Annotated in this window: 19 protein-coding genes; 8 read left to right on the top strand and 11 right to left on the bottom strand. The window is 65.8% G+C overall.

Annotated features, from left to right (window positions below; translation table 11 throughout):
- Window positions 1–2: 2 nt before the first annotated feature.
- The 4 genes from fdhD to LU493_RS07215 are packed head-to-tail and all read right to left on the bottom strand — an operon-like array spanning window position 3 to window position 5,753.
- Entirely contained in the window at window positions 3–827 is an 825-nt protein-coding gene (gene fdhD, locus LU493_RS07230) for a formate dehydrogenase accessory sulfurtransferase FdhD (RefSeq protein WP_275287117.1), read from the bottom strand.
- A complete protein-coding gene (gene fdhF, locus LU493_RS07225) occupies window positions 824–3,709 on the bottom strand; it encodes a formate dehydrogenase subunit alpha (protein WP_275287116.1) in 2,886 nt (961 codons plus the stop codon). The genes fdhD and fdhF overlap by 4 nt, the downstream gene beginning before the upstream one ends.
- Window positions 3,710–3,729: 20 nt before the next feature.
- A complete protein-coding gene (locus tag LU493_RS07220) occupies window positions 3,730–5,265 on the bottom strand; it encodes a formate dehydrogenase beta subunit (protein WP_275287115.1) in 1,536 nt (511 codons plus the stop codon).
- Window positions 5,262–5,753 carry a formate dehydrogenase subunit gamma gene (locus LU493_RS07215; protein WP_275287114.1) on the bottom strand — a complete coding sequence of 164 codons (492 nt, stop codon included), beginning with the start codon at window positions 5,751–5,753 and terminating at the stop codon, window positions 5,262–5,264. The genes LU493_RS07220 and LU493_RS07215 overlap by 4 nt, the downstream gene beginning before the upstream one ends.
- A 127-nt stretch (window positions 5,754–5,880) precedes the next feature.
- On the opposite strand from LU493_RS07215, the gene LU493_RS07210 reads away from it, so the two are divergent.
- Complete coding sequence (locus LU493_RS07210; RefSeq protein ID WP_275287113.1) at window positions 5,881–6,942, top strand: substrate-binding domain-containing protein; 1,062 nt, start codon at window positions 5,881–5,883, stop codon at window positions 6,940–6,942.
- 38 nt (window positions 6,943–6,980) lie between these two features.
- Here LU493_RS07210 and LU493_RS07205 read toward each other — a convergent pair whose 3' ends face one another.
- Complete coding sequence (locus LU493_RS07205; protein ID WP_275287112.1) at window positions 6,981–8,036, bottom strand: Na+/H+ antiporter NhaC family protein; 1,056 nt, start codon at window positions 8,034–8,036, stop codon at window positions 6,981–6,983.
- Between LU493_RS07205 and LU493_RS07200 the strand changes: the two genes are divergently transcribed.
- Window positions 7,999–8,562, top strand: a complete 564-nt coding sequence (locus LU493_RS07200; RefSeq protein ID WP_275287111.1) for a hypothetical protein — start codon at window positions 7,999–8,001, stop codon at window positions 8,560–8,562. The genes LU493_RS07205 and LU493_RS07200 overlap by 38 nt on opposite strands.
- An 86-nt stretch (window positions 8,563–8,648) precedes the next feature.
- On the opposite strand, the gene LU493_RS07195 is transcribed toward LU493_RS07200, so the two are convergent.
- A complete protein-coding gene (locus LU493_RS07195) occupies window positions 8,649–10,025 on the bottom strand; it encodes a glutamine synthetase family protein (RefSeq protein ID WP_275287110.1) in 1,377 nt (458 codons plus the stop codon).
- Between the two features lie 256 nt (window positions 10,026–10,281).
- On the opposite strand from LU493_RS07195, the gene LU493_RS07190 reads away from it, so the two are divergent.
- From LU493_RS07190 to LU493_RS07180, 3 genes are read left to right on the top strand one after another with little or no spacing between them, the layout of a single operon-like run.
- Complete coding sequence (locus tag LU493_RS07190) at window positions 10,282–11,049, top strand: gamma-glutamyl-gamma-aminobutyrate hydrolase family protein (protein WP_275287109.1); 768 nt, start codon at window positions 10,282–10,284, stop codon at window positions 11,047–11,049.
- Window positions 11,050–11,078: 29 nt separating this feature from the next.
- Window positions 11,079–12,479 (top strand): aspartate aminotransferase family protein, encoded by a 1,401-nt coding sequence (locus LU493_RS07185; protein ID WP_275287108.1) that lies wholly within the window; start codon window positions 11,079–11,081, stop codon window positions 12,477–12,479.
- Window positions 12,480–12,481: 2 nt separating this feature from the next.
- On the top strand, window positions 12,482–14,014 hold the full coding sequence (locus LU493_RS07180; protein ID WP_275287206.1) for an aldehyde dehydrogenase: 1,533 nt from the start codon (window positions 12,482–12,484) through the stop codon (window positions 14,012–14,014).
- Window positions 14,015–14,092: 78 nt separating this feature from the next.
- Here LU493_RS07180 and LU493_RS07175 read toward each other — a convergent pair whose 3' ends face one another.
- From LU493_RS07175 to gatC, 5 genes are all read right to left on the bottom strand, one after another.
- Window positions 14,093–14,302 carry a 2-hydroxymuconate tautomerase gene (locus LU493_RS07175; RefSeq protein ID WP_275287107.1) on the bottom strand — a complete coding sequence of 70 codons (210 nt, stop codon included), beginning with the start codon at window positions 14,300–14,302 and terminating at the stop codon, window positions 14,093–14,095.
- A gap of 119 nt (window positions 14,303–14,421) precedes the next feature.
- Window positions 14,422–14,973 (bottom strand): cupin domain-containing protein, encoded by a 552-nt coding sequence (locus LU493_RS07170; protein WP_275287106.1) that lies wholly within the window; start codon window positions 14,971–14,973, stop codon window positions 14,422–14,424.
- Between the two features lie 22 nt (window positions 14,974–14,995).
- On the bottom strand, window positions 14,996–16,450 hold the full coding sequence (gene gatB, locus LU493_RS07165) for an Asp-tRNA(Asn)/Glu-tRNA(Gln) amidotransferase subunit GatB (protein ID WP_275287105.1): 1,455 nt from the start codon (window positions 16,448–16,450) through the stop codon (window positions 14,996–14,998).
- Complete coding sequence (gene gatA, locus LU493_RS07160; RefSeq protein ID WP_275287104.1) at window positions 16,450–17,910, bottom strand: Asp-tRNA(Asn)/Glu-tRNA(Gln) amidotransferase subunit GatA; 1,461 nt, start codon at window positions 17,908–17,910, stop codon at window positions 16,450–16,452. The genes gatB and gatA overlap by 1 nt, the downstream gene beginning before the upstream one ends.
- A 45-nt stretch (window positions 17,911–17,955) precedes the next feature.
- Entirely contained in the window at window positions 17,956–18,243 is a 288-nt protein-coding gene (gene gatC, locus LU493_RS07155) for an Asp-tRNA(Asn)/Glu-tRNA(Gln) amidotransferase subunit GatC (protein ID WP_275287103.1), read from the bottom strand.
- A gap of 172 nt (window positions 18,244–18,415) precedes the next feature.
- Between gatC and LU493_RS07150 the strand changes: the two genes are divergently transcribed.
- The 3 genes from LU493_RS07150 to mreD are packed head-to-tail and all read left to right on the top strand — an operon-like array spanning window position 18,416 to window position 20,889.
- Entirely contained in the window at window positions 18,416–19,453 is a 1,038-nt protein-coding gene (locus tag LU493_RS07150; protein WP_013331666.1) for a rod shape-determining protein, read from the top strand.
- Window positions 19,454–19,510: 57 nt separating this feature from the next.
- A complete protein-coding gene (gene mreC / locus LU493_RS07145; RefSeq protein ID WP_275287102.1) occupies window positions 19,511–20,401 on the top strand; it encodes a rod shape-determining protein MreC in 891 nt (296 codons plus the stop codon).
- Complete coding sequence (mreD, locus tag LU493_RS07140; RefSeq protein ID WP_275287101.1) at window positions 20,401–20,889, top strand: rod shape-determining protein MreD; 489 nt, start codon at window positions 20,401–20,403, stop codon at window positions 20,887–20,889. The genes mreC and mreD overlap by 1 nt, the downstream gene beginning before the upstream one ends.
- The last annotated feature ends 3 nt before the right edge of the window (window positions 20,890–20,892 follow it).

Here is a 20,892-nt window from a genome sequence, read left to right as displayed (position 1 = left end):
CCTCAACCGTGGGCCCGCGCCGGTGCCATGCCGACGGGGCGATGATAGACCAGATGGCGGCCGGGGCGGGCGAAGCCGACCAGCAACAGGCCCGCCGCTTCGGCCTGTGTCACCGCCAGGCTGGTAGCCGCCGAGACGGCCACCAGGGCGCCGATGCCGACGCTGGCACACTTGTGCACCATCTCGTAGCTGGCCCGACTGGAGACCAGCGCAAAGCCGGCCTCGCGATCGGCGCCATGGCGGGACAGGGCGCCGATCATCTTGTCCAGGGCATTGTGGCGTCCGACATCCTCGCGGGCGATGAGGATGTCGCCGTTCAGGTTGCACCAGGCGGCACCATGGCTGGCCCCGGTGGCGGCCTGAACCGGCTGGTGCTCGCGCAGTCGCGACAGGGCGTGCTGGATGACGTTGTCGCCCGGGTCGGGAGCAGTGACCGACGGGATCGGCCGGATGGCCTGTTCCAGCGACTCGGTGCCGCACAGGCCGCAGCCGGTCTTCCCCGACAGGCTGCGACGACGCTGACGCAATGCGGCCATGCGCTGGCTGGCGATATCCAGATGCAGGGCGACGCCATCCGCCTCGTGACGTACCTCGATGTCGTAGAGCTCGTGGGGGTGTTCGAGGATACCCTCGGTCAGGCTGAAGCCGAGCGCGAAGTCTTCGAGATCGCCAGGGCTGGCCATCATCACCGCATGCGAAATGCCGTTGTAGACCAGGGCCACCGGAATCTCCAGGGTCAGGTCATCATCGTGCATCACGGTCTCCCAACCAGGCGCCCGGTGTTCCTCCACCGGGCGCCTGGCCGAGCGGTCGACGTCGTTCGTCACGGTGAGACTCCATGCGCGACCGGTTCGCGAGCCGCATCGAGGAACTGTCGCTGTTCTCGATCGAAATCGTCGTACCGTTGCTGCCAGGCAGAAGGCCGGCTGACCTTTTCCACCTGCACCGCCGTGACCTTGTACTCGGGGCAGTTGGTGGCCCAGTCGGAGCTGTCGGTGGTGATCACGTTGGCGCCGCTGGCGGGGTGGTGGAAGGTGGTGTAGACCACGCCCGGCTGCATGCGCTCGCTGAGACGCGCACGCAGCACCGTCTGACCTGAGCGGCTGGTGATGCCCAGCCAGTCGCCGTCGTCGATGCCGCGCATCTCGGCGTCGGAAGGATGCATTTCCAGGATGTCCTCGTCGTGCCAGACCTGGTTGTCGGTGCGCCGGGTCTGGGCGCCGACATTGTATTGGGAGAGGATGCGTCCGGTGGTCAACAGCAGCGGGAAGCGCCGATTGGCACGTTCCTCGGTGGCCACGTACTCGGTGATCGCGAAGCGCCCCAGGCCGATCGGGAAGTCGAACTCGTGCATGGTCGGGGTGCCTTCGGGATGTTCGGCGTTGCAGGGCCACTGCAGGCTGCCGAGCCGGTCGAGCTTGTCATAGCTGACACCGGTGAAGGTCGGCGTCAACTGGGCGATCTCGTCCATGATCTCGGCGGGATGGCGATATTCCATCGGATAGCCCAGGGCGCGTGCCAGGTCGACGGTCACTTCCCAGTCTTCCTTGCCGGCGCGCGGCGGCATGACCTTGCGCACCCGGTTGATGCGCCGCTCGGCATTGGTGAAGGTGCCGTTCTTCTCCAGGAAGCTGGAGCCGGGCAGCAGCACATGGGCGTACTTGGCGGTCTCGTTGAGGAAGATGTCCTGCACGATCAGGCAGTCCAGCGATGTCAGCGCCGCCTCGACGTGCTGGGTGTTGGGATCCGACTGGGCGATGTCCTCGCCCTGGACGTAGAGCGCCTTGAAGGTGCCCTCGATGGCCGCGTCGAACATGTTGGGGATGCGCAGGCCGGGCTCGTCGTCGAGCGTCACGCCCCAGCGTTCCTCGAAGCGTCCGCGTGCCGAGGCGTCGCCCACGTGCTGGTAGCCGGGCAGCTCGTGAGGGAAGGAGCCCATGTCGCAGGAGCCCTGGACATTGTTCTGGCCGCGCAGCGGATTGACCCCGACGCCTTCGCGGCCGATGTTGCCGGTGGCCATGGCGAGGTTGGCGATGCCCATGACCATGGTCGAGCCCTGGCTGTGCTCGGTGACGCCCAGGCCATAGTAGATGGCGCCGTTGGGGGCTTTCGCGTAGGTGCGGGCGGCGTGTCGCACGGCTTCGGCCGGCACGCCGGTGACCGATTCGACGGCTTCGGGGGAGTGACGCGACTCGCTGATGAAGTCCCGCCAGGTCTGATAGGCCGTGCCATCGCAACGCCTGGCGATGAAGTCGTGATCCTCGAGCCCTTCCGCGACCACCACGTGTGCCAGGGCATTGACCAGGGCCACGTTGGTTCCCGGGCGCAGCGGCAGATGCTGGGCATCGCTGCGATGCGGGGTGTCGAGCAGGTCGATATGGCGCGGGTCGGCGACGATCAGGCTGGCGCCTTCGCGTAGCCGCTTGCGCATCATCGAGGCGAACACCGGGTGGGCATCGGTCGGGTTGGCGCCGATGACGATGATGGCGTCGGATTTCATCACCGAGTCGAAGGTCTGGGTGCCGGCGGACTCGCCGAGGGTGGTCTTGAGGCCATAGCCTGTCGGCGAGTGGCAGACCCGGGCGCAGGTATCGGTGTTGTTGTTGCCGAAGGCAGCGCGAATCAGCTTCTGTACCAGATAGGTTTCCTCGTTGGTACAGCGCGAGGAGGTGATGCCGCCGATGCTTTCGCGACCGTATTTCGCCTGGGTGGCCTTGAGGCGTTCGGCGGCGAAGCCGATGGCTTCCTCCCAGCCGACTTCGCGCCAGGGTTGGTCGATGGTGTCGCGGATCATCGGGGTGGTCAGGCGATCCTGGTGGGTCGCGTAGCCGAAGGCGAAGCGACCCTTGACGCAGGAGTGGCCGTGATTGGCGTCACCGCCCTTGTAGGGCACCATGCGCACCAGCTGGTCGCCCTTCATCTCGGCCTTGAACGAACACCCTACGCCGCAGTAAGCGCAGGTGGTGATGACGCTGTGCTCCGGCACGCCCTGGTCGACCACGCTCTTCTCCATCAGCGTCGCCGTCGGGCAGGCCTGGACGCAGGCGCCGCAGGACACGCATTCGGAGTCCATGAAGTCTTCCATCTGCCCCGGCGAGACCTTGGAGTCGAACCCCCGGCCGTCGATGGTCAGCGCGAAGGTGCCCTGGACTTCCTCGCAGGCACGCACGCAGCGCGAGCAGACGATGCACTTGCTGGGATCGAAGCTGAAGTAGGGATTGGAGTTGTCCTTCTCGGCGGACAGGTGGTTCTCGCCCTCGAAGCCGTAGCGTACTTCGCGCAGGCCGACGGCGCCGGCCACGTCCTGAAGCTCGCAATCACCGTTGGCCGGACAGGTCAGGCAGTCCAGCGGATGATCGGAAATGTAGAGCTCCATGACGTTGCGGCGCAGCCTGGCCAGCTTGGTGTTCTGGGTGGTCACCTGCATGCCGGCTTCCACCGGCGTGGTGCAGGCGGCCGGGTAGCCACGCTTGCCTTCGACCTGCACCGCACACAGCCGGCAGGAGCCGAAGGCCTCGAGATTGTCGCTGGCGCACAGTTTGGGAATATTGATGTCGGCGAGCGCTGCCGCCCGCAGTACCGAGGTGCCCTCGGGCACGCTGATCTCTACACCGTCGATCGCCAGGCTGACATGGTTCTCCGACAGCCTGGCGGGGGTGCCCAGATCTTTCGAAAAAGAATCCTTGATGGGGTCGTAATAGCCGATCATGGCGCTCTCTCCCTCAGCGTTCAACGCTGCAGGTCGTCGGGGAAATGGGTCATCACGCTCTTTACCGGGAAGGGGGTCATGCCGCCCATGGCGCACAGCGAGCCGTCTTCCATGGTTTCGCAGAGCTCGTCGAGCAGCTCGAGGTTGGCGTCGCGATCCTGGTTGGCAAGGATGCGATCGATGACCTCCACGCCGCGGGTCGAGCCGATGCGGCAGGGGGTGCACTTGCCGCAGGACTCCACGGCGCAGAACTCCATCGAGAAGCGGGCCTGTTCGGCCATGTCGACGGTATCGTCGAACATCACTACGCCGCCGTGGCCGATGCCCGCGCCGACGCTGGCGAAGGTCTCGTAGTCCAGCGGCATGTCCCATTGGCTCTCGGGCAGGTAGGCGCACAGCGGACCGCCGACCTGCACCGCCCGCAGCGGGCGCTCGGTGAAGGTGCCGCCACCGAAGTCTTCCATCAGCTCGCGCAGGGTGGTGCCGAAGGCCAGCTCGACCAGGCCGCCGCGCTTGACGTTGCCGGCCAGCTGCAGCGCCAGGGTGCCGCGCGAGCGTCCCATGCCGTAGTCGGCGTAGGCCTGCCCGCCATGGGCGAGGATATAGGGAATCGCCGCCAGGGAGAGCACGTTGTTGACCACGGTGGGGCGCCCGAACAGCCCGACGATGGCCGGCAGCGGCGGCTTGTAGCGCACCATGCCGCGCTTGCCCTCGAGACTCTCCAGCAGGGAGGTCTCCTCGCCGCAGATATAGGCGCCGGCGCCCAGGCGCACCTCGAGGTCGAAGCGCCGGCCGCTGCCGCGAATGTCGGCCCCCAGGTAGCCGGCCTGCTCGGCCCGTTCGATGGCCTCATCAAGAATGCGGTGGGCCAGGGGGTATTCGGAACGCAGGTAGATGTAGCCCTGGGTGGCGCCGACGGCGAGGCCGGCGATGGCCATGCCCTCGATCAGCATGTAGGGGTCGCATTCCATCGCCAGGCGATCGGCGAAGGTTCCCGAGTCGCCCTCGTCGGCGTTGCAGACGATGTACTTCTGGTCGCTCGGGGTATCGTGCACGGTCTGCCACTTGATGCCGGTAGGGAAGGCCGCGCCGCCTCGGCCGCGCAACCCGGACGCCTTGACCTCGTCGACGATGGTCTGGGTGTCGAGGGTCAGCGCGGTTTCCAGGCCGCGAAAGCCGTCATGGGCCAGATAGTCGGCGATCGAGAGCGGGTCGGTGACGCCGATTCGGGCGAAGGTCAGTCGTTGCTGGCGGGCCAGGTAGGGAATCGCTTCGGTGAACCCCAGCGCCAGCGGGTGCTCGGTGGTGCCTTCCAGCAGGCCGGCGTCGAGCAGGTCGGCGACATCTTCCACGGCGACCGGGCCGTAGGCCATCCGGCCGGCATCGGTCTCGACCTCGATCAAGGGCTCCAGCCAGGCCAGTCCTCGCGAACCGTTGCGGGTCAGCGCGACCTCGAGACCACGGGCGTCGGCCTCGACCCTCAGCCGGTCGGCCACCTCGTCGGCGCCCATCGCCAGTGCCGTGGTGTCACGGGGAACGAAGACGCGGACCATCATTTTACCTCCAGGGGGGCGGTGCGCAGGTCATCGACCAGGCGATCGAAGGTTTCCGGGGTGACGCGGCCGTGCACCCGGTCGTCCACGCATATCGAGGGGCCGCAGGCACAGTTGCCCAGGCAATAGACGGCCTCGAGGGTGATTTCCTGGTCGCGGGTCGTCTGGTGGTAGTCGACCTCGAGGCTGGCCTGGGCATGGGCTTCCAGGGCACGCGCGCCCACTGCCTGGCATGCCTCGGCGCGGCAGATGCGGACCACATGGCTCCCGGGGCGGGAGGTGCGGAAATGATGGTAGAAGCTGATCACGCCATGGACCTCGGCGCGGGTCAGGCCCAGGGATTCGGCGATGATCGGCACGGCGGCGTCGGGTATGAAGCCGACGCGATCCTGAATCGCGTGGAGAATCGGCAGCAGTGCACCGGGCTTGTCCTTCAGGGCGTCGATTTCGTCCTGGATCAGCGGCGGCGTCCACTCGGCGGAAGCGCTCATCGGGCATCACCTGATTGTTGTCGTCTATATAGGCACGCTGGTTCATATTATGAAGAGTCTGCGTGCGTCACGGTTGCTTTAAAGCTAGCATTGGACTGTCAATTGCAAAATATGAAACTTGCTTCATATGAAACGTATACGCATCACGCCGGCCTGGTACTTCAGCGACGAGGCGGGCAATCAGCTCGACCCGCAATTGTTCGTGTTGCTCGAGGGCGTGCATCGGCACGGCAAGCTGACCGAGGCGGCGAAGCTGGCGGGGGTATCCTATCGGCATGCCTGGAACCTGCTCGGCAAGTGGCAGGAGTTCTTCGGCATCAGCCTGGTGGAACTGCAGCGCGGGCGAGGCGCTCACCTGTCGCCGCTCGGCGAGAAATTGCTGTGGGCCGAACAGCGGGTGATCGCGCGCCTGGGCCCGCAGCTGGAGAGCCTGGGCTCGGAGCTCAACCTGGCCATCCAGCAGACCCTGGAGGGCGTAAAGCCCGTGTTGCGGCTGCATGCCAGCCACGGCTATGCGGTGGAGTTGCTGCCGGATTTTCTCGACGAGCTGCGTCTCGACCTGCAGTACTGCAGTCCCCGGGAGGCCCTGGTCGCCCTGAATCGCGGCGCCTGCGACCTGGCCGGGTTTCATTTGCCCCAGGGGCCGGTCGGTGCACGCCTGGCGAGGGACTATCGCGCCCTGCTGAAGCCGCGCAGCCATCGTGTGCTGCGCTTCATCACTCGCCGCCAGGGACTGATGATCACCCCTGAAAATCCCTGTGGAATCCGGGGGCTGGAAGATCTGGCGCGTGGCGAGGCGCGTTTCATCAATCGTCAATCCGCCTCCGGCACGCGGGCCTTGCTCGACGGATTGCTGAGGGCGGAAGGGCTCTCGGCCCGTCGCATCCGCGGCTACGAGCTGGAGGAGTATACCCATTCGGCGGTGGCCGCCTATATTGCCGCCGGCATGGCCGATGTGGGGTTCGGGGTGGAGACGGCGGCGCGGCGTTTCGGGCTCGATTTCGTGCCGCTGGCCAGCGAAGACTACCTGTTGCTGTGCCATCATCGCAGCCTGGCCGAGCCGAGGCTGGAAGGGTTTCGGGAGGTGCTGGCCGGTCAGGCGTTCCAGGAGGCGGTCCTGGCGTTGCCGGGTTATTCGCTGAATCGGTGCGGCGAGGTCGAGGGGATCGAAGCGCTGATCGCGGGATGAGGTCGACCACGCCCGGGCGGGGCGTGGTCGGAGGTGGCTCAGGTCAGGGCGAAGCCGAGTGCCAGGAAACCGGCGGTGGTCACCAGGGCGCCGAGCAGGGCGTAGGGGAACTGCGTCAGGCCATGCTGCATGGGCAGGCAGCCGCTGCCCTGGGCGGACAGCACCGAGGAGTCGGAGAAGAAGCAGGCATGGCTGCCGAAACTCGAGGCCGACAGCAGGGCACCGACCACCAGGGGCATCGGGGCATCCAGATGCTGGGCCATGGGGATCACGATGGGGATCGAGATCACGAACACCCCCCAGGATGAGCCGGTGGCGAAGACCACGACCGCCATGGACAGGAAGACCAGTGCCGGCAGCAGGGCCTTGGTCAGATAAGGCGACAGGGCGTCGATCATGAAGGAGGTCATGCCCAGTTGGTCGTTGATCTCGCGCAGCACGAAGCCCACGGCGACGATGGCCAGTGGCAGCATCATGGTGCGAAAGCCGTCCATGATGGCATCCATCAGCGTATTGAAGGTCGCCAGGCGCTGAATGAGGTAGAGCACCAGGGTGAACAGGGTGGCGACGATCACGCCCTTGAGCAGGTCGATCTCGAAATAGGCGCTGGCCCCGATCAGCACCGCCATGGGCGCCAGGAAGTTGAATACGCCGACCCAGGGACGCCCGCGCGGGAGCGCATCGTCGGAAAGCGAGGTGTCAGGCGCGCCGTCGGGGATCGGCTGTCCCTGCCTGGCGCGTACCTCGGCGGCCTTCATCGGCCCCAGGTCGGGCAGCAGGCCCAGTGCCACCAGTATCACCAGTCCCATGGCCACCCAGCCATAGAGCATGAAGGGAATCGACTGGATGTACAGCCACATCCCCGGGCCTTCGGTGGCGGCATTGGTTTCCAGCAGCTCGGCGAAATACACCGCCCAGGTCGACAGAGGCACCAGGATGCAGATCGGTGCCGCCGTGGAGTCGACGATGTAGGCCAGTTTCTCTCGGGAGACACCGAAACGGTCGGTCAAGCGCTTCATGGCCGCCGAGGTGGCCAGGGCATTGAGGTAGTCGTCGATGAAGATCAGTACGCCCAGGGCGGCGGTACTGAGCATCGACAGGCGACGGGTCTTGACCAGTCGCGTCAGGCAATGGCTGAAGCTGCAGCGTGCAGCCGGATGCCTCCAGCATGGCGATGAAACCGCCCATCAGGCCGCAGACCAGGATCAGCCAGGCGATGGTCTCGTTCATCATCACCGACAGCGAGATATCGGCCAGCTCGCCGATGAAGTCGTCGGGCTGCAGCAGGATCAGTCCAGAGAGGACGCCGATGGCCAGGGCCTCGAGGGTGCGATGGGTGGTGATGGCCACGATCAGCACAATCAGCGAGGGTACCAGGCTGACCCAGCCATGATCGCTGCCGGCACGGTGTGTCAGCGTCAGGCCGATCACGGTGGCCAGTATGCCGACCACCAGCAGCAGGGTACGTCCCGTGCCGCGCCGCAGCGGCAGGGAAGGTGCGAAGGGGTGGGGCGACTGGCTCATGCTCGTCCTCCTTCGGCGCGGAAGGACGGCCGCTTGGCAATTGTCGAGGCGATACAGGTTGTCGTTGTCATCTTGCCTGTCCCTTTGGGTGAATGAAGAAAGCGGGGTGTCAGGGCATATGGGCCCCTGTCCCGGCCGCTCGGGCGGTCGGGATAACGTGGGGTGAAGCCTGGGTTGGGAAATCAGACGTGGCGCAGGTACCAGTCGTATTCCAGCTTGCTGATGGACTGCATGGCCTGATCACGCTCGGCGCGGCGGTTGGCGACGAAGACGTGCAGGAAGTCGGGGCCCAGCGCCTCGGCGAGGGTGTCGTCGCGCTCCAGCAGGTCCAGGGCCTGGCGCCAGCTGTTGGTCAGGCTGGGAGCGACCTGGTCATAGGCATTGCCGGTGATCGCCGGCGGTGGTGTCAGGTGATGGTGAAGGCCGTGATCGATGGCGGCGAGCAGGGTCGCCATCAACAGATAGGGGTTGGCGTCGGCGCCGGCGACGCGATGCTCGATGCGTCGCGCCTGGTTGTCCCCGGAGGGGATGCGAATCGCCACCGAGCGGTTGTCGTAGCCCCAGGTCGGTGCCATGGGCACGTAGAGGCCGGGCTGGAATCGCTTGAAGGCGTTGAGGTTGGGGGCGAGCAGTCCCATCGAGGCGGGCATGGTCTCGAGCAGGCCGGCCACCGCGCGCTTGAGTTCGGGGGTGCCGAGGGGGGCTCCATCGTCGGCGGCGAAGACGTTGCGACCGGCCTGGTCCAGCAGGCTGATATGCACATGGGTACCGTTGCCGGCCTCGGTGCCGTAAGGCTTGGCCATGAAGGTGGCGTCGAAGTCATGCTTGAGGGCCACCCCCTTGATCAGGCGCTTGAGCAGCACGGCACTGTCACAGGCGGCGAGGGCATCGTCGCAATGGAGCAGGTTGATCTCGAACTGCCCCGGTGCGCATTCCTTCAGGGCGGTGTCCAGGGGCAGCCCCTGGCTCTCGGCGGCGGTGTGGATCGCCTCGAGGAAGTCCGCGTATTCATCGAGCTCGTTGATCGAGTAGAGCTGGCTCTGGGTCGCGCGTTCTCCGCTGACCGGTGACAGCGGCGGCTGGATCATGCCCAGCTCGTCGCGGTGGCGATCGACGAGGTAGAACTCGAGCTCCACCGCTACGACCGGTGTCAGTCCGGCGTGCCGGAAGCGCTCCAGCACTCGATCGAGCACCTGACGGGGATCCGCGAAGAAGGGGCTGCCGTCGGCCTCCTCCATGGTCATCAGCAACTGGGCCTGCCGCCCGTCACGGAGCCAGGGGCTCGGCATCAGGGTGCCCGGCACCGGATGGCAGACGCGGTCGCCATCGCCGCTGTCCAGCCCCAGCCCGGTTTCTTCCACGGTGTTGCCGTGAATATCCAGGGCGAAGACCGAGGCGGGCAGGTTGACGCCGTCGCGGTAGACCTTCTCGAGATTGTCCCGAGGAATGCGCTTGCCGCGCAGCACGCCGTTGAGGTCGCTGACCAGGAGGTCGACGCTGGCGACGTCGGGGTGGCGCGCGAGGAAGTCTCGGGCTTCGTCGGCAGGGTTGGGTGACATGGTGGCACCTGTTGGAGTCTGGTTATTGATGATGCTGTCATCTTTGAATCAACTCTTCGTGTTGTCAAATTTTTTACGTCACCTTGTCTTCTGCCTGTCTCCCTGATCCTCCGTTTTCTTGGTATTTTTCGTAAAATCATGGAGATATAATCAGGTTTTCGGCATTCGGTCTGTCGAGAGTTGGCAAGATTAATCAACCTGTGTATGTTGATTAAAGCATAACAAGCATGATCTCGATTCGATCAAGGAGGCTGCCATGCCGACTCGACCCCTGGTGGGCGTGATCGCCTGTCGCCGCGAGGTGGAAGGCCATCCGTCGCACATGGTTACCGACAAGTACCTGAGCGCCCTGCGCAACTACGGGCTCGCACCGGTGATGCTGCCGGTCTGGGAGGACATCGCGCCGGCGGAGATCGCTGCCCTGGTATCACGGCTCGACGGCCTGATGCTGACCGGCAGCCATACCAATGTTGCCCCGCAGCGCTATGGGGCCGAGCGGGCCCCGGAAAATACCCGGGCGGATCGTGATCGCGATGCGCTCGCCCTGGCCCTGGTGTCGGTGGCGCTGGAACGCAGGTTGCCCTTGCTGGGTATCTGCCGGGGGTTCCAGGAGATCAACGTGGCGCTCGGCGGCAGCCTGTACCAGGCGGTGCAGAACCAGCCCGGCAAGCTCGATCACCGGGAACCCGAAGGTGACAAGATGACGCGTTATGCGCCGGTGCATGATCTGGAGATCCGCCCGGGCGGTATCTTGTCGCGATTGGTCGGGGCGTCTTGTTCACGGGTCAATTCGTTGCACCAGCAAGGGATCGATCGGTTGGCCGACGGTCTCACGACCGAGGCGGTGGCACCCGACGGGCTGGTCGAGGCGGTGTCGGTGACCGAGGCCGAAGGGTTCACCCTGGCGGTGCAGTGGCATCCCGAGTGGCAGCCCCGGGAGCATCCGCTCCATGACGCCATCTTCCGAGGGTTCGCCAAGGCCTGTGATGCGTATCGGGAACGGGCGGTCGAGGCATCGGCTTGAGCCCTCGGCGGGTAGAAAGCCTTCAGCGAATGGAGAACCGCAACATGCAGACCCAAGACTATCAGGCCCTGGATCGAGCCCATCACCTGCACCCTTTCACTGACTTCAAGGCGCTGGGCGAGGAAGGCAGCCGTGTTGTGACCCATGCCGAGGGTGTCTACATCCACGACAGTGAGGGCAACCGCATTCTCGACGGCATGGCGGGGCTCTGGTGCGTGAATCTGGGCTATGGTCGCCGCGAGCTGGTCGAGGCGGCGACCGCCCAGCTCGAGCAATTGCCGTACTACAACAGCTTCTTCAAGACCACGCATCCGCCGGCGGTACGGCTGGCCGAGCGGCTGTGTCATCTGGCGCCGGCGCACATCAATCATGTGTTCTTCACCGGCTCAGGCTCCGAGGCCAATGATACCGTGCTGCGCATGGTACGACGCTATTGGGCGTTGAAGGGGCGGCCCGACAAGCAGTGGGTTATCGGCCGGGAGAATGGCTACCACGGATCCACGGTGGCCGGCATGAGCCTGGGCGGCATGGCGCCGATGCATGGCCAGGGTGGTCCCTGCGTTCCCGGGATCGCCCACATCCGTCAGCCCTACTGGTTCGGTGAGGGACAGGCGATGTCGCCGGAGGCGTTCGGCCGAGCGTGTGCCGCGGCGCTGGAGGACAAGATCCTCGAGCTTGGCGAAGACAAGGTGGCGGCCTTCATCGCCGAGCCCGTTCAGGGTGCCGGGGGTGCCATCATGCCGCCGGAGAGCTACTGGCCGGCGGTCAAGGCGGTACTGGCGAAATACGACATCCTGCTGGTCGCCGACGAGGTGATCTGCGGCTTCGGGCGCCTCGGCGAGTGGTTCGGCAGCCAGCACTATGGCCTCGAGCCCGACCTGATGCCGATTGCCAAGGGCTTGTCGTCGGGTTACCTGCCGATCGGCGGCGTGCTGGTCGGGGATCGTGTCGCCGAGACGCTGGTCGAAGAGGGGGGCGAATTCTTCCACGGTTTCACCTACTCCGGCCACCCGGTCTGCGCCGCCGTGGCGCTCAGGAACCTGGAACTGCTCGAGGCCGAGGGCGTGGTGGATCGGGTGCGCGAGGATCTCGGCCCCTATCTGGCCGAGCGCTGGGCCAGCCTGGCCGATCACCCGATCGTTGGCGAGGCGCGCTCCCTGGGACTGATGGGCGCTCTGGAACTGGTCGTCGACAAGACATCCGGACAACGCTTCGACAAATCGCTGGGCGCCGGCAACCTGTGTCGCGACCTGTGTTTCGAGAACGGCCTGGTGATGCGCTCCGTAGGAGATACCATGATCATTGCGCCGCCGCTGGTGATCCGCCGCGAAGACATCGACGAGCTGGTGGAACTGGCGCGCCGGGCTCTGGACGAGACCGCCCGCCGGCTGATGCACGCACCGCATAGGCAAGAGGAGCCAACCGCATGACCATGCCACTCTCGACACCCGAAACTCCGATTCCCGAAACCCTGGCCGACTGGCAGGTGCTGGCCAAGCGCCTGACGACCGAGCAGCGTCTCGAGACCCGCGCCTATATCGACGACGCCTTCGTCGACGCCGCCGGCGGCGCAACCTTCACGACCGTCAATCCGGCCACCGGCGAGACGCTCGCCGAGGTGGCCAGCTGCGACGCCGCCGATGCGGAGGCGGCGGTGGCCGCGGCCCGACGCGCCTTCGAGAGCGGCGAGTGGTCGCGGCGTTCCCCGGCCGGTCGCAAGGCCGTGTTGCTCAAGCTCGCCGAGCTGATGGAGGCCAACCAGCACGAGCTGGCGCTGCTCGACAGCCTGGACATGGGCAAGCCGGTGAATAGTTCGCTGGGCGACATGGCCGGTGCCATCGGCTGCATTCGTCACCATGCCGAGTCCATCGACAAGCTCTACGGCGAAGTCGCGCCCACCGGCGAGGAGAGCCTGGGACTGGTGATGCGCGAGCCGCTCGGTGTGGTGGCCTCCATCGTGCCCTGGAACTTCCCGCTGATGATGACCGCCTGGAAGATCGGCCCGGCGCTGGCCGCCGGCAACAGCGTCATCCTCAAGCCCTCCGAGAAGTCGCCGCTCTCGGCGCTGCGTCTGGCGGAACTGACCCGCGAGGCCGGCCTGTCGCGCGGCGTCTTCCAGGTGCTGCCAGGCTTCGGCCACACCGTGGGCAAGGCGCTGGCGCTGTCGATGGACGTCGACTGCCTGGCCTTTACCGGCTCCACCGGGGTCGGCAAGCAGCTGATGCAGTACGCCGGCCAGTCGAACCTCAAGAAAGTGTTCCTGGAGTGCGGCGGCAAGAGCCCGAATGTGATCTTCGCCGACTGCAAGGACCTGGACCGGGTGGCCGAGCATGCCGCGGCGGCGATCTTCCACAATCAGGGCGAGGTGTGCATCGCCGGCTCGCGGCTGCTGGTCGAGAATACGATTCGCGAGGCCTTCGTCGACAAGGTACTGGCCGCCGCCGAGCGCATGCAGCCCGGCGACCCCTTGGACCCGGACAGCTTTATGGGCGCCATGGTCGACCAGGCCCAGCACGAGCGGGTGCTCGACTATATCCGCCGCGGCGTGGCGGAGGGCGCGACCCTGCGCGCCGGCGGCGAGGCCACCCAGGTCGAGGGCAAGGGGCTGTTTATCGGGCCGACGGTGTTCGACGGCGTCACCGACGGCATGGCCATCGGCCGCGAGGAGATCTTCGGGCCGGTGCTGGCGGTGTTCGGCTTCGACACCGAGGAAGAGGCCGTGCGGCTGGCCAACGACAGCGACTATGGCCTGGCGGCGGGCCTGTGGAGCCAGGACATCGACCGCATCATGCGCGTCACCCGGCGGCTGCGCTCGGGCCAGGTGTTCGTCAACAACTGGGCGGACATGGACCAGACGGTGCCCTTCGGCGGCGTCAAGCAGTCGGGCAACGGCCGCGACAAGTCTCACCACTCGCTGGAGGAGTACTCCGATCTGAAGAGCGTATGGATGACGCTGGCAGTGTGAGGCGTGAGACGCCGGAGCGCGATGTAAAAAGGCCGGCCGTGGCGAACCGCGGTCGGCCTTTTCGTGTCGGAGGCTCGGTCAGGAGGCCGGTGCCTTGGCGGCGCGGCGCTTGGCGACCGACTCGCCGGCGACGCCGAAGTCCTGGGTGGCGACGTCGGAGAGCAAAATACGCACGCTCTCCGGCGTGCAGTCGATGGACTCGACACAGGCGGCGGTAACCTTCTCGATCAAGGCTTCCTTCTGCTCCGGGGTGCGCCCCTCGATCAGCTGGATATTGACGATCGGCATGTTGGACCCTCAAACATTTGGAAAATGTTTCCAGATATTCCCATCACTGCAGGAGGCTGTCAAAACAAGGCGGGCCGAACCGCCGGGCTGGCGGCTCGGCCCGTGGAATGGCCAGGGGCTCAGAAGCTGCGCGCGGGGGTGGCGCAGCTGACCAGGCGACAGGATGCCTTGCCGATGTTGCGGAAGCGGTGGGGCACATTGGTGTCGAAGTAATAGGCCTCGCCGGTACCGAGCACTCGGGTCTCGGCACCGATGGTGATCTCGATCTCGCCCTCCAGCACCACGCCGGCTTCCTCGCCCTGGTGAGCGATCATCTCGCGGCCGGTATCGGCGCCCGGGGGGTAGGTCTCGATCATGAAGCCCAGGGCGCGACTGGCGCGGTTGGCGCCGACCAGCTTGTAGACGACATCGCCGCTGCCCACATCGGCAAGTTCTTCCGCCGAGTAGAACACCTGATCGCGGCTCTCCAGATCCATGGTGAAGAAGTCGCCGACGCTCATGGGGATGGCATCGAGAATCTTCTTCAGCGAGCTCACCGAGGGACTGACCTTGCCCTGCTCGATCAGCGACAGGCTGGAGTGGGTCACACCGCAGCGCTTGGCCAGTTCGCGCTGGGAAATATCCCTGAGGTTGCGAAGGGCGCGCAGTCGCGCGCCGACGTCGTCTGCCATGGTGTCTTCCTCGGTCATCGCCTCAGCACAAGGCATCGAGCTTGTCCTTCAGCATGGCATTGACCTGCTGCGGGTTGGCGGTGCCCCGGGAGGCCTTCATCACCTGTCCCACGAAATAGCCGATCATCTTGCCGCGCTTTTCCGGTTCGGCGTCGCGATACTGGGCCACCTGGACCGGACTGTCCTCGATCACCTGGTCGATCATCGACTCGATGGCGCCGGTGTCGGTGACCTGCTTGAGGCCCTTGGCCTCGATGATGGCGTCGGCCGAGTCACCTTCGCCGTGCCACAGTGCCTGGAAGACCTGCTTGGCGGCCTTGCCGTTGATGGTGTCGTCCAGCACTCGAACGATCAGTTCGCCGAGCCGGTCGGCGGAGACCGGGCTGTCGGCGATGGTCAGGCCCTCACGGTTCAGGGCGCCGGAGAGTTCGCCCTGCACCCAGTTGGCGGCTTGCTTGGCGTCGCCGCAGACCTCCTTGACCCGTTCGAAATACTCGGCCATGGCGCGGCTTGCCGAGAGCACGCCGGCGTCGTAGGCCGACAGCCCGAATTCGTTCTCGAAGCGGGCGCGCTTGTCGGCCGGCAGTTCCGGCAGGGTGTCGCGCAGGTGGTCGACGTAGGCCTGATCGAGCACCACCGGCAGCAGGTCGGGGCAGGGGAAGTACCGGTAGTCGTTGGCTTCCTCCTTGGTGCGCATGCTGCGGGTCTCGTCGGCCTCGGGGTCGAAGAGGCGGGTCTCCTGCACCACCTCGCCGCCGTCTTCGATCAGCTCGATCTGGCGCTCGACCTCGAATTCGATGGCGCGCTCGACGAAACGGAAGGAGTTGACGTTCTTGATCTCGGCGCGCGTCCCGAAGGCCTCCTGACCCGCGGGGCGTACCGAGACGTTGACGTCGCAGCGCATCGAGCCCTCGGCCATGTTGCCGTCGGAAATTCCCAGATAAGTGACAATCGAATGGATCGCCTTGAGGTAGGCGGCCGCTTCCTTGGCGCTGCGCATGTCCGGCTCGGAGACGATCTCCAGCAGCGGTGTGCCGGCCCGGTTGAGGTCGATACCGGTCATGCCGTGGAAGTCTTCATGGAGCGACTTGCCGGCGTCTTCCTCGAGGTGGGCATGGTGTACCCGGATGCGCTTGGTGGCGCCCTCGTCCAGGGTGATCTCCACCTCGCCTGGCCCGACGATGGGCTGATACATCTGGCTGGTCTGATAGCCCTTGGGCAGGTCCGGATAGAAGTAGTTCTTGCGATCGAAGACCGAGACCTCGGGAATCTCGGCGTGGATGCCGAGGCCGAACTGCACGGCCATGGCCACCGCCTGCTCGTTGAGCACCGGCAGCACGCCGGGCAGGCCCAGGTCCACGGCGCAGGCCTGGCTGTTGGGTTCGGCGCCGAAGGCCGTAGAGGCACCGGAGAAGATCTTCGAGCGGGTGGCGAGCTGGACGTGGACCTCCAGGCCGATCACGGTTTCCCATTGCATCAGGCGGACTCCTCGGCGAAGGCGGGGCGGCGCAGGTGCCAGTCGGTGGCTTGCTGGAACTGATGGGCAACGTTGAGCAGTCGTGCCTCGGCGAAGTGGGTGCCGAGGATCTGCAGGCCGATGGGGCGGTTGCCGGAGAAGCCGGCGGGCACGCTGATGCCGGGGATGCCGGCCAGGTTCACGGCGATGGTGTAGATGTCCTGCAGATACATCGACACGGGGTCCTTGTTGGCTCCCAGGTCGAAGGCGGGAGTCGGCGACGCCGGCCCCATCAACACGTCGACCTCGTCGAAGGCGTCGAGGAAGTCCTGGCGAATCAGTCGCCGAACCTGCTGAGCCTTCTTGTAATAGGCGTCGAAGAAGCCCTCGGAGAGGGTGTGGGTGCCGATCAGGATGCGCCGCTTGACCTCTTCGCCGAAGCCCTCGGCACGGCTGCGCTTGTAGAGATCGACAAGGTCGGTCGGATCCTCGCAGCGGTGGCCGAAGCGCACGCCGTCATAGCGTGACAGGTTGGAAGACGCTTCCGCCGGCGCGATGACGTAGTAGGCCGGGATGGCGTAATGAGTGTGCGGCAGGCTGACATCCATCACCGTGGCGCCCAGCGATTCGTAGACCTTGATCGCCTCGCGCACGGCGCTTGCTACCGCCGGGTCGAGGCCGTCGCCGAAGTACTCGGTGGGCAGGCCGATCTTGAGGCCGCTCAGCGGGGCGTCGAGGTCGGCGGCATAGTCCGGAACGCCGCGTGCCACGCAGGTGGAATCGCGCACATCATGGCCGGCGACGGCGCCGAGCAGATGGGCGCAGTCCTCGGCGCTGCGGGCCATGGGGCCGGCCTGATCGAGGCTGGAAGCATAGGCGATCATGCCGTAGCGCGACACTCGCCCGTAGGTGGGCTTGAGGCCGGTGATGCCGCAGAAGGCCGCGGGCTGGCGGATCGAGCCGCCGGTGTCGGTGCCCATGGCGGCAGGCACCAGGCCCGCGGCCACGGCGGCGGCGCTGCCCCCCGACGATCCACCGGGCACGGCGTCGAAGTCCCAGGGATTCTTCACCGGGCCATAGAAACTGTTCTCGTTGGACGAGCCCATGGCGAACTCGTCCATGTTGGTCTTGCCGAGGCTCACGGTGCCGGCGTTGGCGAGCCTTTCCACGATACCGGCGTCGTAGGGGGCGGCGAAGTTGTCGAGCATGCGTGAACCGCAGCTGGTCTTGACGTCCCGAGTGCAGAAGATGTCCTTCAGTGCCAGGGGCAGGCCGGTCAGCGGGCCGGCCTCGCCGGCGGCGCGGGTGGCATCGGCCTGGTCGGCGGTGGCCAGGGCCTGATCGGCGGTCACGGTGATGAAACTGTTGAGACGACCGTCCAGACGGTCGATGCGCCCGAGCAGATCCTGGGTCAGCTCGCGGCTGGAGAACTCGCCGGCGCGCAAGCCGGCGGCGAGTTCGGTCAATGTCTTATCGTGCATGGGCCCTGGGCTCCGTGATGACATGGCGTTGACGGCGGTTGAGGGTCATTCGACGACCCGTGGCACCAGGTAGAGGCCGTTTTCCACTGCCGGTGCGCAACGTTGGAAGTCGTCGCGCTGGTCGGTTTCGGTCACCTCGTCGGCGCGCAGGCGCTGGGTGGCGTCCAGCGGATGGGCCATGGGCGTGACGCCTTCGGTATCCAGTGCCTGCAACTGATCGACCATCTCCAGGATGCGGCCGAGATCGTCGAGGTAATGGGCGGCTTCGCCCTCGTCAAGGCCGAGACGGGCCAGATGGGCGGCCCTGAGAACGTCTGCGTGTTCGATCGCCATGATCGGGTGTCCTCGCGGGGGTGGAGATAAAGAGGGCAAAGTTACCACATCCACGCCGCTGCTGGCAGGGGCGTGGCATGGCGTTGACGCGCGGAACGCTTGCCGCCCTCGGGGTGCAGTGATACCGTTTGCTCCCGCACAGGGCTTCCGGACTGCACTAGGTAACGAGTTCATGTTCAAACGTTTGAGGGGGTTGTTTTCCAGCGATCTGTCGATCGACCTGGGAACGGCCAATACACTGATTTATGTCCGCGGCCGCGGGATCGTGCTCGACGAGCCCTCGGTCGTGGCGATTCGCCAGTCCGGCAGCATGCGCAGCGTTGCTGCGGTTGGCGCCGACGCCAAACGAATGCTGGGGCGCACGCCCGGCAACATCACCGCCATTCGGCCGATGAAGGACGGCGTCATCGCTGACTTCACCGTCACCGAGCAGATGTTGCAGTATTTCATTCGCAAGGTGCACCAGAGCACCTTCCTGACGCCGAGCCCCAGGGTGCTGGTCTGTGTTCCCTGCATGTCGACCCAGGTGGAGCGTCGTGCGATCAAGGAATCCGCCGAAGGGGCCGGTGCCCGCGAGGTCTTCCTGATCGAGGAGCCCATGGCCGCGGCCATCGGTGCCGGCCTGCCGGTCGAGGAGGCGCAGGGGTCGATGGTCGTCGATGTCGGCGGTGGTACCAGCGAGATCGCCATCATCTCGCTCAACGGCGTGGTCTACTCGGAATCCATTCGCATGGGCGGTGACCGCTTCGATGAGGCGATCACCGCCTATGTGCGGCGACATTACGGCAGCCTGATCGGCGAATCCACCGCCGAGCGCATCAAGGAAGAGATCGGCTGTGCCTATCCCGGCGGCGAGTTGCGCGAGATCGACGTCCGGGGTCGCAACCTGGCCGAGGGCATTCCCCGCAGCTTCACGCTCAACTCCCACGAGATCCTCGATGCCCTGCAGGAAACCCTGGGGTCCATCGTCGCCGCGGTGAAGAGTGCCCTTGAGCAGTCGCCGCCCGAGCTGGCCTCGGACATCGCCGAGCGCGGCCTGGTGTTGACCGGCGGTGGCGCCTTGCTGCGCGACCTGGACAAGCTGATCGCCGAGGAAACCGGCTTGCCGGTAGTGGTGGCCGAGGATCCGCTGACCTGTGTGGCGCGCGGGGGCGGCAAGGCACTGGAAATGATCGATCAGCGTACGTTCGAGCTGCTCTCCAGCGACTGACCGGGGAGGTTCCCTATCAAGCCGCTGTTCTCGCACGGGTCGGTGCCGGGGTATCGCATGCTGGTGTGTGCGATCCTCGCCGCCGCCTTGATGTTTGTCGACTTGCGTTTCACGCGCATGGAAACCGTGCGGGCCCAGCTGTCCACGCTGGTCGCGCCTGTGCAATGGGCAGTGAGCCTGCCCAGTGACGTCCTCAACTGGGGGGCGCTCGCACTGTCCGAGCAACGAGCTCTGGTGGAAGAGAATCGTCGCCTGCGCGAGCAGATCCTGACCCTGTCGCATCGGGTTCAACGGATGGCCAGTCTGACCGCCGAGAACGTGCGGTTGCGCGAGTTGCTGTCGGCGACCCAGGAACGTGACATCCCCTTCATCACCGCCGAGCTGCTCTCCCTGGACCCGGACCCCTTCACGCATCGCATGGTCATCGACCGTGGGCGCCGCGATGGCGTCTTCGTGGGCCAGCCTGTCATGGATGCGTCGGGGCTGGTAGGCCAGGTCACGTCGGTGTCGGCCTATTCGAGTCGGGTCCTGCTGGTGGCGGATGCCAGTCATGCCCTGCCGATTCAGGTCAATCGCAACGGGCTGCGTTTCGTGCTTCAGGGGGCGGGGCGCTACCAGAGCCTCAACGTGCTTCATGTGCCCGATACCGCCGATATTCGCGAAGGAGACCTCCTGGTGACCTCGGGCCTGGCGGGTCGCTTCCCGCCGGGCTATCCGGTGGCTCGGGTGGACAAGGTGGTACATGATCCAGGCGAACCCTTTGCCAGGGTCGAGGCGGATCCGGTGGCAAAGCTGCAGCGCTCCCGGCACTTCCTGTTGCTGTTTCCGCCCGAGCCGCGTTCCCCCGATGGTCGGGGCGGCTGGGTGGCGTCGCTCGACCCGGTGGCCGTCGAGATGGCGCGCCGCATCGTCGCAGGCGAGGATGAGAACGCCGAGGAGGAGGAGTAATGGCGCGCACGACATCCGCCGGCCTGCCCTGGATCTGGTTGACGCTGTTGCTGGCACTTTGCCTGCAGGTAATGCCCCTGGCCGATGGCTGGCAGATCTGGCGGCCCGACTGGCTGGGGTTGATGCTGATCTACTGGTGCATGAAGGCGCCGGAACGGGTCGGCGTCTTCCACGGGTTTGTGCTGGGCATCCTGCTGGATCTCATCGAGGGCGTGCCGCTTGGCCAGAATGCCTTGCTGCTGTCGCTGCTGGCATTTCTCTGCGCCCTGGTCTATCCCCGCTTTCGCGCCTATTCGCTGTTGCAGCAGGCGGTGTTGATCCTGGTCCTGCTGGGCTCGGTACAACTGGTCGAGCAATGGCTGCGTACCCTGCTGGGGCCGTTCTCCATCCATCTATCGTTCCTGCTGCCCTCGGTGATCGGGGCGGTGTTGTGGCCCTGGCTGACGACACTGTTTCGGGCCTTTCGCCGTCGCGCCGCCAGGGGATGATCG

It is taken from the genome of Halomonas elongata (assembly GCF_029081005.1).
GTDB classification, from domain to species: domain Bacteria; phylum Pseudomonadota; class Gammaproteobacteria; order Pseudomonadales; family Halomonadaceae; genus Halomonas; species Halomonas elongata_B.
This window is presented reverse-complemented; position numbering and strand designations above follow the sequence as displayed.